This window comes from Bacillus bruguierae (assembly GCF_037104725.1).
GTDB classification, from domain to species: Bacteria; Bacillota; Bacilli; order Bacillales; family Bacillaceae_G; genus Bacillus_A; species Bacillus_A bruguierae.
On sequence record NZ_JBAWSX010000003.1, the window covers coordinates 214,669 to 228,697 of the forward strand.

Consider the following 14,029-nt stretch of genomic DNA (forward strand, 5'->3'; position numbering starts at 1 on the left):
AGCTTACTATTTTAAGAGTAGGTTATCGGCTTTTTTGCTGTTTTACAAACTCTTTCCATGTTTTTATAGTAAAAGCAGAAAGGGGGAGGAGGATGCTAGAAGGTCGTCAATTATTGTTAGAGGAAGTATCTGTGTCAAAAGAAGAACTGTATCAGCTCGAGCGAGAAGGTTATATTCGTTATGAGAAAGGTGTTGTAAAGAAAAACTCTTGTTATATGTGTCAGCGCTGCGGAAATAAGGAGCGGCAATTATTTTTTTCATTTTTATGCTATCGCTGCAATAAGGTTTGTGCGTATTGCCGCAAATGTATCATGATGGGAAGGGTGAGTGAGTGTACAGAGCTCGTTCGTTGGACTGGTCCTATACAAAACGAAGTGATCACGAATTGTTTGGAGTGGAACGGTCAGCTATCAGGAGGACAGCAAAAGGCTGCAGACGGAATTGCCTGGGCGGTAGAGCGAAAAGAATCGTTTTTTGTCTGGGCCGTGTGCGGTGCGGGGAAAACAGAGATGTTATTTTATGGTATACAAGAAGCGCTGCATAAAGGAGAACGCATTTGTATTGCGACGCCGCGGACAGATGTGGTCCTCGAACTTTATCCGCGTTTACAAGAAGTGTTCCCATCGGTTTCGATTTGCGCATTGTACGGGGGGAGTGACGACTTCTCCAAAAGTGCCCAGCTTGTTATTTCGACAACGCATCAACTTCTTCGTTATTACAGATCGTTTGATGTAATGATTGTGGATGAAATTGATGCTTTCCCTTATTCAATGGACGACACGCTGCAGTACGCAGTTCGCTTTGCTAGTAAGGAAAACGCTTCGTTTATTTATTTGACAGCGACGCCGTCTAAAGAGTGGCAGAGAAAGCTTCGTAACGGAAAACAAGACGGCGTGATTATTCCGGCCCGCTATCATCGTTATCCTCTCCCTGTACCTATTTTTCGCTGGTGTGGGAATTGGCGAAAATCTATCGAAAAGAAAACTTTACCTCTCGTCATTTTGCGGTGGCTCCACATCTATTCAGAAAAACAATATCCTATGTTTTTGTTTGTTCCTCATGTTTGTTATGTGGAAGAAATCGTTTCTATTTTAAAATGTATCGATCATCGTATAGAGGGGGTACATGCGGAAGATGCAAAGCGGAAAGAGAAAGTGGCTTCGTTTCGAAAAGGAGAGATTCCGCTATTAGTAACGACAACGATTTTAGAGCGGGGCGTTACTGTTTCGAATTTACAAGTGGCAGTGTTAGGAGCAGAAGAGCATGTGTTTTCAGAAAGTGCACTCGTTCAAATTGCAGGACGAGCAGGGCGCAGTCGTCATGCTCCTTTTGGAGATGTCATCTATTTTCATTACGGCAAGACAGAGGCGATGGTTGCAGCGAAAAAACAAATTCAAATGATGAATAAACGAGCGAAGCAAGAAGGATTAGTTGACTAATGCATTGTCTTCTTTGCGACGATGTTGTCTCTGCTTTGCCAAGCTGGTTTTCTTTTTTTGTTGAACAAGATAAGAGATATGCATGCACGTACTGCGAACAAAAATTTTCTTATATTATCGGAGATATTTGTGCAGATTGCGGAAGATCGTTTCAATGTCTAGCAGATGAATATAAGAAAGGAGAGTATTGTCAGGATTGTTTGCGCTGGAGGCAAGATCCGTATTTTCAGCATGTATATGTAAAAAATCGTTCTGTCTATGTATATAATGATTGGATGAAAGAAGTGTTAGCTCGTTTTAAGTTTCGCGGTGATGCGGCTCTTGTGCAACTATTTGCTGCTGCTTTTGCGAATGCTTTTCGGCAGTATTTTTCGCATTGTGATTGTATTGTTCCTATTCCGCTTAGCTTATCACGTCAATATGAACGAGGATTTAATCAAGCAGAATTATTAGCGGCATGTTTATCTATTCCGGTGATGAAAACATCTCTAATGAGAAGCGATGCAGAGAAGCAAAGTAAGAAAACAAGAGCAGAGCGATTGAAGCGTTCTCGGCCTTTTTATTTTACGGCGGAAGAGTCTTTTCATGGAAAGAATATTGTCTTAATTGATGACGTGTATACAACTGGTATTACGGTGCGTCAAGCGGCGCAATGCTTCTACGAAAGAGGTGCAACGAACGTTTCGTCTTTGACGTTATGCCGCTGATTCTTCATTTGGTCTCCTTCTTACTCATATATTTTGGCGCAAGTGGGCTTTCAAAGTGTTTCTATATAGGGAGAACAACACATCGCCATCAAGTTAAGAAATTCATTGTTCCCAAAAACGAAAAAACGCTATTCTTTTTGTAGAAATATGCAGAAAGGATGGTGTCTTTTTATTCTTGGGTGTAGTTACTATTTTTAAAACGCATTTTAATATGTAATATTGCATATTAAAATGTATTGATAAAAATGTAAGCGCTTACTATAATAAGAGTATAAAGATGAAACACATCGTAATACCACAAAAGAGGAGGAAACGTTATGGCAATCGCAATGGCAGTTTTAAAATTTGTAGGTGGATTACTTCCATTCGTACAAGAGCTTTTAAAAGCATTTATGTAAGTTCATATTCAGCAATCATTTATAAAAATGATTATAAAAATAATCTGTATAGCAAAGATGAATTGATGTGCAGACCAGAGGAGGAAACGTTATGGCAATCGCAATGGCAGTTTTAAAATTTGTAGGTGGATTACTTCCATTCGTACAAGAGCTTTTAAAAGCATTTATGTAAGTTCATATTCAGCAATCATTTATAAAAATGATTATAAAAATAATCTGTATAGCAAAGATGAATTGATGTGCAGACCAGAGGAGGAAACGTTATGGCAATCGCAATGGCAGTTTTAAAATTTGTAGGTGGATTACTTCCATTCGTACAAGAGCTTTTAAAAGCATTTATGTAAGTTCATATTCAGCAATCATTTATAAAAATGATCTGTATAGCAAAGATGAATTGATGTGCAGATCAGAGGAGGAAATCGCATGGCAATCGCAATGGCAGTTTTATCATTCTTAGGTGGACTACTTCCATTAGTAGCAGAACTTTTAAAAGCAGTAATGTAAGTTCATTATTCCGCAATTATTTATAAAAAACTATCATACAAATGATCTGTATAGCAAAGATGAATTGTTGTGCAGATCATTTGTGTGAGCCAAGTCCCTTTAGTATTATGAAGGGATTTTTTTTAGGTTTCTATATACCTGGACTGCTGATAAGTATGATTATGGTAGTAAGACAAAATCATATCCCCAAAACGAAAAATTTATCTTTCTGTAATTGTCCATGAGAATTCAGTTTATTTTTTCGTTTTGGGGGTATTTAATTTCGTTAGGTTGATGGGGATGCGGCGAGACCCCTAAAATGAAATGTTTACCTAAACAAAAAAGAATCCATTTTGATTAATCTTTGTTCAAAATGGAATTATTTTTTGTAACTATTCACAGCTTTATCAAAAGTCATTACAAAAATGATTACCAAATACTTTTACCAAAAGATTTTCCAGGATTACCAAATACAATCGCCCGCTAATAAAAGTATTATCTTACTTATTTTGTAGTTTACAGCAAGAATCCTATCACTAGGCCAATTAGTTAAACATCAGAATAATTATTTTTATTCTCGGTTGTATAACTTTTAGGGTTTACCTTAAAATCAATTATAATGGAGGAAACTAGAGTAAGAGTACATATACCTAACAAGACCATTAAACTTCTATATCCTATTTGATCTAGTAAAAATCCAATTAACACCAAGCATAGTTGCATAATGGTTCGATCTAACATCGTTTTAAATGAAAAAAATCTTCCATGAATACTTGCAGGAACCTTTTGTTGTGCATATGTGTATAAAAGAGGATTAAACATGCCATATGCCAAACCAAATACACTAAAAGAGAAAATAGTTAGATAAAAATTTGTCAATGATAATAAAATTTGAGCTATACCCATCAAACAGCAAGCAAATAAAAGGATACGCACTTGCTTTTGATATCGTTTTATTATTTTTTTGATAAACAATCCTGCAATTAATATACTTGCCCCTTCCATAAAATAGAGTATGCCCATGATTGAACCTGGTTGTCCCTTTCCAATCTCAATAACAAATAAATTAAAGCCTGAAATAAAGATTAGAGGGATAATGGATAACGTAAGAACTACTTTAATAGAATGATTCTTTATAATAACAGGGAAAATATCCTTAAAATTAGTCTTGAGTTTTTTAGGATTCAATCGTACATCGTTTGGAATGACTAATAAAAAATTGATAAAGTATAAGGTTACATAAGCAATAAGAGCAATAATAAATAATGTATATAGAGGAGCGACTGTTAATAAAAGACCAGCTAATACAGCTCCAAAAATTCTTGATAAGGTGATAATATTTATATTGATAGCATTAATCGTAATTAAGTCATCTTCTTTAACTAAAGCGGGCAATATTGTTTGTATAGTGGGATTAAAAAAAGAGGCTGAGCAGCCAATTCCTATACTATAGATAACCATCCAATAAATTGACCCCGTATATATGGCAACTAACATTGATAAAACAGATGCAATTCTCATCAATCCGACTAATTGTAATACTTTTAATTTAGAAGTAGAATCTATATAACGTCCTGCATAAGGGCCTATTATAACCCCAAGGACACCACCGATAACAAGAAAAAAAGCCTGAAGAACATGAGATTTTATATGTATTTGTAAAAATTGCAAATTACCAATTGTACCGAACCATATCCCTAATTGAAAGACTAGTTGACTTCCTAATACAATGCATAAATTTTTATTATGTATAATGGCTTTAAAGGATTTCAATTCAAATTCTCTCCTCTAAATCTAAAATTTCTCCCATGTTTTTGAGCTTCATCACTAATATGTCCTATTCCAGAAAGTCCGCAAACAATTTCTTTTTCTTTATCTATACATAACCTTTCTTCTACTAATTCGTCTTTAAGGTGTCCAGTAAAAAACGCACCTAATTTCAACCATGAAGCAACTAAATAGAAAGTTTGACTTAAATGACCTACATCCTTCATAACAATACGATATCCCCTTGGAGTTTTATATTTCCACATAGGTCGTTCCATTCTTTGAATAAACCTAAGATAGGGAAAACGGAAAGCTCTAAGCTATATTGTTCGTGTCTAATAAAATCATCTATTATAAGATGACCATTTTTCCGAAAATATATCATATTTTCAGATATTTTTAACTGCATATCAATGTCTCCCAACTTAAAAAATATGTATATCTTTTTTAACGATAAATGACTGCCCTACTAGAGCAGTCATTTAAGCAATTCAATTATTTTGATGGAGAAGTCTCACTATGTTCTGAATTAATACGGTTTGCGTACTCATTTTCGCTAGGTTTGAAAATTTTCATTTTTCTCATCTTCTCTCAGTAATTAGAAAACTATTACAATTTGTATTTTTCCATAATAGTGTTTTTTTGTCAAATAATAGTTTGTAAATAATGTTTATTCGTAATTTTGGACCCTATAAAACCAACTAGGTTATGAAAAAAGAAGAGTTAAAGATTGTTTTTTGTGCTTAGTTTATTGGGAGTATCATACATGTCCATTAAGCTAAAGGGGAATTGTATCCATAAAACGAAAAAAACGCTATTCTTTTTGTAGAAATATACAGAAAGGGTGGCGTTTTGATGTGAATTTATCGATTTCTGATGAATTAAAATTGTTTTCTAAAGAATTGCAACGATATATGTCATCGCATGCTTTAGAACAGTTAGCTAGGGAAACAGGGTTTGTCCAACGAAGAAGTAAATACCGTGCACAAGATTTGGTGGCTCTGTGTGTTTGGTTAAGCCAAAATATAGCTCATACTTCATTAACACAACTATGTAGTGTGACCGCCAATCTTATTTAGCGGTTACATTACATCGTTCACTCTATACTTTCTATGGCCACGTTTGTTCTTTGTGAAGGTATATCCCTCTTTTTCTAAACATTTGTATACTTACGTAATATAGATGATTGGATACCTAATTGCTCCGCCACATCATTAGACGTCTTCATAGTGTTTCACCTCAAAAATATATTCGCGATATATTTCTTTATACGACAATTTCAACATACAATAACTTCAACGATTTTTACATGTGTAATATATTTACTTTGAATTATAGTGCCAAGCTTTTTGATGAGGATTGGCTTTTCCTTTTCTATTAAGCCTTCTATTGCCTTTAAGTATGTTTCTGGATCTTCATGATGTGTAATCCTCCCACTTACTTCCTTACCGTTAGATAAATAAAAGGAAACACGATATGCATATTGTTGTTTTGACATCATAATCCCTCGCTTTCTAGATATAAAGATGTAAATATATATTCTTGCATAAAAAAGACATGCTAGTCCACGTCTTTTTTATAAGAAAAACTTTTTTCATTTGTCTGCAATCGTAATAAGACTAACTATTCATCCAATACAAGTAGCGAAAAATATAAATAATGTCATGGTTTGCACCTCCTTTTTCTATTGGTGTAAACTGTCAGGTGGTCACAATATGTAATATTGCATATTAAAATGTATTGATAAAAATGTAAGCGCTTACTATAATAAGGGTATAAAGATAAACCACATCTTAACACCAAAAAAGAGGAGGAAATCATATGGCAATCGCAATGGCAGTTTTAAAATTTGTAGGTGGATTACTTCCATTAGTAGCAGAACTTTTAAAAGCAGTAATGTAAGTTCATATTCCGCAATTATTTATAAAAATGATCATACAAATAATCTGTATAACGAAGATGAATTGACGTGCAGATTAGAGGAGGAAATCATATGGCAATCGCAATGGCAGTTTTAAAATTTATCGGTGGATTACTTCCATTCGTACAAGAGCTTTTAAAAGCATTTATGTAAGTTTGTTATTCCGCAATTATTTATAAAAATGATCATACAAATGATCTGTATATCAAAGATGAATTGAGGTGCAGATCATTTGTGTGAGCCAAATCCCTTTAGATATTATGAAGGGATTTTTTTTAGGTTTCTGTATACTCGGACTGCTGATAAATGTGATTATGGTAATTTCGTTTATATAGAATATACAATGTAAATTGGTTCACATATGTTAATGTGGAATAAAAAGTATTAAAGGGAAGTCTAGATGAAACAAATTTTGGGATATATTTCATTAGCATGTTTATTAGTTTCAATTTGCTCCTTTATTTGTTTAGTAAATGGATATTCGAAAGTTTCCATTCATGTTTAACTAGAAAAACAAAAAGAACTTATAGTAATAACTACAAGTTCTTTTTGAGATAATATTAATAAGAGTAAAACAAACTATCTTAATAAACAAAACAGGGGAAACCACCTAGGTGATTCTTTGATAAGTCTATTATATAACAAATATTAACATTTAAAGGTTATAGTTTTGAAAATTTTGTGAATTAAGGAAATCGAACAATTTATTACGTTTTTATTCATTCAACAAACTTTTTTCATTTCATATAAAAGTCTTTAAACCAACATCTATATAAATACAAATTAAAAAATCGACATATAAACCCTCTTTCTGTTTAGGTGGGCGAGAGCATCTGGCCATGCATAGAAGCGACTTATATGTCAAAAATTTAAAGTAGATTTATATATATTCGATTATTATTAATTACAACAACTAAATATAATTTTTCAATATGTATACAAAAACATTTTTTGTTATATCTAGCCTCACACAAATAATCTGTATATCAATTCACCTTTGATAGACAGATCATTTGTACGATAATTTATTATAAGTACGAGAAGATTAGATGAATGCTTTTAAAAGAGTTGTGATTAATGGAATTAATCCACCTAAAAATGATAAAACTGCAATTGCGATCGCCATAATAATTCCTCCTCTGTTATTTTCTGAATATTAATAATTTTATGATTTTATTTTATTATAGATTTAAGAATATGACAATATATTTTTTTATTTTTCTACTCTAGTTGGAAGAGAGAGTTTTATTCTTAAGAAGATGTATTTAAATCATGAAAAAAAGATTTTTACATATGAATACTAATGGTTAGCAAATTGATGGGCATGCAGGTGGTGAAATTAAATGTTAATAAGACTGAAGATTCTAACTTTTTATCATGTGTCTATTATTTAATTAACTACAAATGATGGGATGAACCTGGGCATAAGATAATTGTATGAAGGGTGTAATTTAAAATTCAATAAGGGGGTCTGTTATGTTGCATAAGTTCAAACGTTTCTTTGCATTATTAACTGTTTTTATTTTTATTTCTTGTTCTTTTCCTATTTCATCCGCTTTCGCTAGTTCTGTACAAATATCTGGGGGGATTTTTCCGCCATCAGAATCGTTTACTCCTGGGAGTTGGTTTTTAGGGGCAACTCCTGAGAATAGTTCAAATAAATCACCTATCGTATTTGTTCAAGGTAAGAATGGAAATGCTAAGAACTGGTATGGTGAAACAGTCTATCACGGTATGAACAATATGTATAACTATGCTTACGACGCAGGGTATCAAACTGTATTTGTTCAGCTGTATGATGCGGCGGGAAAAGGTTCAGCAAGTGAATGGGATAATGGGCGTTTGCTCGCTTCTATGCTGGAGCAAATCTATAATCATTTTGGGAAGAAGGTTAATATTGTTGCGCACAGTAAAGGTGGACCAGATACGCAAGCAGCGCTTATTCATTACGATGCCAGCCGTTTTGTTGGAAATGTAGTAACGCTTGCCTCACCGCATTATGGATCGAATCTAGCAGACTTAGCCTATAGCTGGTGGGCAGGGTGGCTTGCTTCCTTACTAGGACAGCAGGATGCGGGGACGTACTCTCTGCAGACAGGGGAAATGGCGCAGTTTCGTAATATAACGGATAGTAATCCAAAAGCTAAATTGAACCGTTATTATACAGTGGCGGGCACAAGCTGGGGACCAGCCTTCTCTGCATTGTCTATGGGTGGATTTTACCTCTCTTGGTATGGCGCTAATGATGGATTAGTTAACGAATGGAGTACGAAATTGCCTTATGGAAAACATCTATTCACAGATTCTAGTCTCGATCATGATAGCATTCGAATGGGATCAGCAGTATTTTCACGGATTGAGCCTTATTTGCGTAGTACTTCACCATCTCCTTCTATCGTAAATGAAAATATGTTAGAAGAATCAAAGGAAAGTCTAGATGCTAATGCTAATCAAACGGTATTTGGAGGGGAGCTCCCAGCAAATAGCTGGGTGGAAAAAAACTTTGCGGTGGATACTGTAACAGATGGAAGTATTTCTGTATTGACTGCAAATCCAAATGTGCAAATACAACTTATTGCTCCATCTGGTAAGGTATACACAAATCAAAATAGCAAAGCAACAATTGGAGAAGAGTATGCTTATTTTAATGGAGCAAACATCCGAACATTCCAAATGGACCAAATGGAAGAAGGTGAGTGGCGCTTGAAAATGATGTCAAAGGAAAAGAGCGATGCGTACATGATGCTCGCTAATTATAAACAAGCTGCACCTTTTACATTAGAAATGCCAGGTAAAGTTAAACAAAACAAAGCAGAATTTAAGTTAACGAAATCCCCAAAGCGCTCCTTAAAACAAGAAAACTTATCCTTTGATGTACACGTTGTAGATCGGAATGGGAAGTTAGTTTTGCAGTCTAATAAACTGCAAAAAGAAGATGCAGCCACATTCACCGGGAAGTTGCCAACTGTTGAGAAATCAGGTGTGTATAACGTAACGATCGATATTAAAGGGAAGAATAAAGAAGGAAAAGCATATACTCGGACGATTGTGCGTTCTGTGTATATTGAAAAATAAAATATGTCGAAAGGTACAATAAAAAGACGATAAGTCTTCTTTGACTTTCCATTTTCTAATTCGTTATAGTCAAAGTACGGGGCAGATGCCCTTACTTTAAGATTGAAGGGAATGGAACGATCATGCAAGGAAAAGTAAAATGGTTTAATGCAGAAAAAGGTTTTGGATTTATCGAGCGTGATGGCGGAGATGATGTTTTTGTTCATTTTTCTGCGATTCAGCACGATGGATATAAAACGTTAGAAGAAGGACAAAAAGTGGAATTTGAAATTGTAGACGGTGCGCGTGGTCCGCAAGCAGCAAATGTTGTAAAGTTATAATAAAAGTATCTAAGAAACATGGTGCGTTTTAAAGACCAGCGTTTCACATAGGAGAACCTCCGTTGCATAGCTAACGGAGGTTTTATCATAAAGAAAACGTTGTCAAAAAGTTGTAGCAATTTTGTAACTGATTCTTCATATCTACATACAGTAAGTATGATGTGAATAGGATAAAATAAGAGTAGGAAAGATAATATATTTTCTTTTCTACAAAAATCGATAAAAAATATCGATTTTATCAAAATTTTTTAAAATGTAGGAAGGGTTTTTGATACCTTTGTCGAAAATCTTATACATAGGCTTGAAAGGAGGAGTTCATCTATGAAATTCAACATTCGCGGTGAAAATATTGAAGTAACTCCAGCATTAAAGGAATATGTAGAGAAAAAGTTAAGTAAGTTAGAACGCTATTTCGATACTTTTCCAGAAATTAAGGTAAACTTAAAAGTATACTCTGACAAGCAAAGGGTGGAAGTAACAATCCCGTTTCCAGATTTATTACTTCGCGCTGAAGAAACAAATAGCGATATGTACGCTGCTATTGATTTAGTAGTAGATAAACTGGAAAGACAAATTCGTAAACATAAAACAAAAGTAAACCGTAAGTTACGTGAGAAAGGCTCTATAAAAGCAATGTTGATTCTTCCAGATCAACCAGCTGTGCAAGAAGAGGTTGCTGAAGATGAATTAGAGCTTGTCCGTACAAAACGATTTGACTTAAAACCAATGGATGTAGAAGAAGCGATTTTACAAATGGATATGTTAGGTCATAACTTCTTCGTCTTTACAAATTCAGAAACAAATGAAACAAATGTTGTATACGGCCGTAAAGATGGAAAGTATGGTTTAATCGAAACTAAATAATATAAAGGAAAACGCAGCTGTCATGGCTGCGTTTTTTTAGGTTCTATATGAATGTGAGCAGACGGCTTCTTTACTTTCCTGTAGATGCATTTGGCCGATTGTTGTCATACATATAAAACAAGTGTTACAATTGTTAGTAGGTTTATACTTTTTTAGTAGGCGAAAGAATTCTATTTTTCATACAAAAATGAAATTGAGTGTTATAGCGACCAAACAGTGAAAAGAAAAAAGACACTGATGGAAGTTTTATTTTAATAAAAGAGGAGCGTATTCTCATGATCGGTATTTTAAAAAAGGTGTTTGATACAAATGAACGTCAAGTAAAACGTATGCAAAAAACCGTGGATAAAATAGAAGCATTAGCAGATAAAGTGTCACCACTGACAGATGAACAGTTAAAAGGAAAAACAGTAGAGTTTAAAGAGCGATTAACAAAAGGTGAAACAGTAGATGATTTGTTGCCAGAAGCTTTTGCTGTTGTGCGTGAAGCGGCAACACGTGTACTTGGTCTGCGTCCATATCCTGTTCAATTAATGGGTGGTATTGCCCTGCATGAGGGAAATATCTCTGAGATGAAGACAGGGGAAGGTAAAACGTTAACTTCTACTTTACCAGTATACTTAAATGCTCTTACAGGAAAAGGTGTTCACGTTGTTACAGTCAATGAATATTTAGCACAGCGTGACGCAGGTGAAATGGGACAACTACATGAGTTCCTTGGTTTAACAGTTGGTATCAATTTAAATCATATGTCACGAGAAGAGAAGCAGGCTGCATATGCTGCTGATATTACGTACAGCACGAATAATGAGCTTGGATTCGACTATTTACGTGATAACATGGTGCTTTATAAAGAACAGTGTGTACAGCGTCCACTACACTTTGCCATCATCGATGAAGTAGACTCCATTTTAATTGATGAAGCACGTACACCGCTTATCATTTCTGGACAAGCGCAAAAATCTGCAGAATTATATATATTTGCGAATGCATTTGTACGTACGTTAACAAATGAAAAAGAATATACATTTGATGTGAAAACGAAAAATGTTATGTTGACAGAAGAAGGGATCAACAAAGCAGAAAAATCGTTCCACATTGAAAACTTATTTGATTTAAAACATGTAGCGCTTCTTCACCATATTAATCAGGCGCTTCGTGCTCACGTTGTAATGCAGCGTGATACAGATTATGTTGTGCAAGAAGGCGAAATCGTAATTGTTGACCAATTTACAGGTCGTCTTATGAAAGGTCGCCGCTACAGCGAAGGATTGCATCAAGCGATTGAGGCAAAAGAAGGCGTAGAAATTCAAAATGAAAGTATGACGCTTGCGACGATTACATTCCAAAACTACTTCCGTATGTATGAGAAGCTTTCTGGAATGACAGGTACAGCGAAAACAGAAGAAGAAGAATTCCGTAACATCTATAATATGCAGGTTATTGTTATTCCGACGAATAAGCCGGTTATTCGTGATGACCGTGCAGATTTAATTTTTAAAACGATGGAAGGAAAATTTAACGCTGTTGTAGACGATATCGTTGAGCGTCATAAAAAAGGACAACCTGTTCTTGTTGGTACAGTAGCAATTGAAACATCTGAGTTAATTTCGAAGATGTTAACGAGAAAAGGTGTACGCCATAATGTCTTAAACGCGAAAAACCATGCGCGCGAAGCAGAAATTGTTGCTGAAGCAGGTCATCAAGGTTCAGTGACAATTGCGACAAACATGGCGGGACGTGGTACGGATATTAAACTAGCAGAAGGCGTACGTGAAATCGGCGGTTTAGCTGTTATCGGTACAGAGCGTCATGAAAGCCGACGCATCGATAATCAGCTGCGCGGTCGTTCTGGACGTCAAGGAGATCCAGGTGTGACGCAATTCTATCTATCAATGGAAGATGAACTGATGCGTCGTTTCGGTGCTGATAATATGAAAGCGATGATGGATCGTTTAGGTATGGATGATACGCAGCCAATCGAAAGTAAAATGGTATCTCGCGCTGTTGAATCTGCACAAAAACGAGTAGAAGGTAATAACTACGATGCGCGTAAGCAGCTTCTTCAATACGACGATGTACTTCGTCAGCAGCGTGAAGTTATTTACAAACAGCGTCAAGATGTAATGGAATCAGAGAATCTGCGCGGTATTATTGAAGGAATGATGCATTCTACAGTAGAGCGCGTGGTAGCTCTTCATACGCAAGATGAATTAGAAGAAGAGTGGAACATTGCTGGTCTTGTTGAGTACTTAAATACAACTCTTCTACGAGATGGTGATGTGAAAGAAGAAGAACTACGCCGCTTAGCGCCAGAAGAAATGATCGATAGCATCTTTGCGAAAGTGAAAGAGCGCTACGACGAGAAGGAAACGCAAATGCCAGAAGCACAAATACGTGAATTTGAAAAAGTAGTTGTATTCCGCGTTGTAGACTCGAAATGGATGGATCACATCGATGCAATGGATCACTTACGTGAAGGTATTCATTTACGTGCGTATGGTCAAATTGATCCACTTCGCGAATATCAAATGGAAGGCTTTGCGATGTTTGAGGCGATGATTGCTTCTATTGAAGAAGAGGTTTCTCGTTACATCATGAAGGCGGAAATCGAACAAAACTTAGAACGTCAAGAAGTAGCGCAAGGAGAAGCAGTTCATCCGAAAGATGGCGATGAACTTGCAAAAAAGAAACCAGTCGTAAAAGGTGACCAAACAGGCCGCAACGACTTATGCGCATGCGGCAGCGGGAAAAAATACAAAAACTGCTGTGGAATCGGGAGATAAAGAAAAGCGGAAGCGGCTCGTTCAGAATCGCAGGACGTTGGAGCTCCCGACAGAGAGGCGCTTTTTGCCTCGTCCGAGGGAGCGAAACGACCGGAGATTCTAGCCGCAGGAGCTGGATAAAAAGAAAAGCGGAAGCGGCTCGTTCAGAATATTTTTCTCATGAATGGAAAATTTTAATAAACATTCATATAATAACAAGAGATGAACTCTCTCTCGCAAAAGCAGAGAGAGTTTGCCTTGTTGTTAGGATAAAGTAGTGAAGGGCTTAC

10 protein-coding genes and 2 pseudogenes are annotated in these 14,029 nt (G+C 35.6%); 7 read left to right on the plus strand and 5 right to left on the minus strand.

Annotation, left to right across the window (positions count from 1 at the left end):
• Nucleotides 1–92: 92 nt before the first annotated feature.
• Nucleotides 93–1,439, plus strand: a complete 1,347-nt coding sequence (locus tag WAZ07_RS07710; RefSeq protein ID WP_336471976.1) for a DEAD/DEAH box helicase — start codon at nt 93–95, stop codon at nt 1,437–1,439.
• Nucleotides 1,439–2,146: a ComF family protein gene (locus tag WAZ07_RS07715; protein WP_336471977.1), complete on the plus strand. Its 708-nt coding sequence runs from the start codon at nt 1,439–1,441 to the stop codon at nt 2,144–2,146. Before WAZ07_RS07710 ends, WAZ07_RS07715 begins: the two co-directional genes overlap by 1 nt.
• Before the next feature lie 1,430 nt (nt 2,147–3,576).
• Here WAZ07_RS07715 and WAZ07_RS07720 read toward each other — a convergent pair.
• Genes WAZ07_RS07720 through WAZ07_RS07730 form a run of 3 tightly spaced genes read right to left on the minus strand, consistent with a single transcriptional unit; the run spans nt 3,577 to nt 5,203 of the window.
• On the minus strand, nt 3,577–4,800 hold the full coding sequence (locus tag WAZ07_RS07720) for an MFS transporter (protein WP_336471978.1): 1,224 nt from the start codon (nt 4,798–4,800) through the stop codon (nt 3,577–3,579).
• Nucleotides 4,797–5,072, minus strand: a complete 276-nt coding sequence (locus WAZ07_RS07725) for a nitroreductase family protein (RefSeq protein WP_336471979.1) — start codon at nt 5,070–5,072, stop codon at nt 4,797–4,799. Before WAZ07_RS07725 ends, WAZ07_RS07720 begins: the two co-directional genes overlap by 4 nt.
• A complete protein-coding gene (locus WAZ07_RS07730; protein ID WP_336472116.1) occupies nt 5,018–5,203 on the minus strand; it encodes a hypothetical protein in 186 nt (61 codons plus the stop codon). Before WAZ07_RS07730 ends, WAZ07_RS07725 begins: the two co-directional genes overlap by 55 nt.
• A 448-nt stretch (nt 5,204–5,651) precedes the next feature.
• On the opposite strand from WAZ07_RS07730, the pseudogene WAZ07_RS07735 reads away from it, so the two are divergent.
• Nucleotides 5,652–5,852, plus strand: a pseudogene (locus tag WAZ07_RS07735) (IS4 family transposase); the annotation flags it as partial.
• 27 nt (nt 5,853–5,879) lie between these two features.
• Here the strand turns inward: WAZ07_RS07735 and WAZ07_RS07740 are convergent.
• Nucleotides 5,880–6,022: pseudogene (locus WAZ07_RS07740) on the minus strand (DUF3967 domain-containing protein); the annotation flags it as partial.
• Between the two features lie 51 nt (nt 6,023–6,073).
• Nucleotides 6,074–6,295: a hypothetical protein gene (locus tag WAZ07_RS07745; RefSeq protein ID WP_336471980.1), complete on the minus strand. Its 222-nt coding sequence runs from the start codon at nt 6,293–6,295 to the stop codon at nt 6,074–6,076.
• A 1,896-nt stretch (nt 6,296–8,191) separates the two neighbouring features.
• Here WAZ07_RS07745 and WAZ07_RS07750 point away from each other — a divergent pair.
• The 4 genes from WAZ07_RS07750 (at nt 8,192) to secA (ending at nt 13,760) form a co-directional block, all read left to right on the plus strand.
• Nucleotides 8,192–9,790 (plus strand): lipase family alpha/beta hydrolase, encoded by a 1,599-nt coding sequence (locus tag WAZ07_RS07750; RefSeq protein WP_336471981.1) that lies wholly within the window; start codon nt 8,192–8,194, stop codon nt 9,788–9,790.
• Nucleotides 9,791–9,909: 119 nt separating this feature from the next.
• Nucleotides 9,910–10,110 (plus strand): cold-shock protein, encoded by a 201-nt coding sequence (locus WAZ07_RS07755; RefSeq protein WP_336472107.1) that lies wholly within the window; start codon nt 9,910–9,912, stop codon nt 10,108–10,110.
• A gap of 321 nt (nt 10,111–10,431) precedes the next feature.
• Entirely contained in the window at nt 10,432–10,974 is a 543-nt protein-coding gene (gene hpf, locus WAZ07_RS07760; RefSeq protein ID WP_090920283.1) for a ribosome hibernation-promoting factor, HPF/YfiA family, read from the plus strand.
• Nucleotides 10,975–11,249: 275 nt separating this feature from the next.
• Nucleotides 11,250–13,760: a preprotein translocase subunit SecA gene (secA, locus tag WAZ07_RS07765; protein WP_336471982.1), complete on the plus strand. Its 2,511-nt coding sequence runs from the start codon at nt 11,250–11,252 to the stop codon at nt 13,758–13,760.
• Nucleotides 13,761–14,029: the final 269 nt, after the last annotated feature.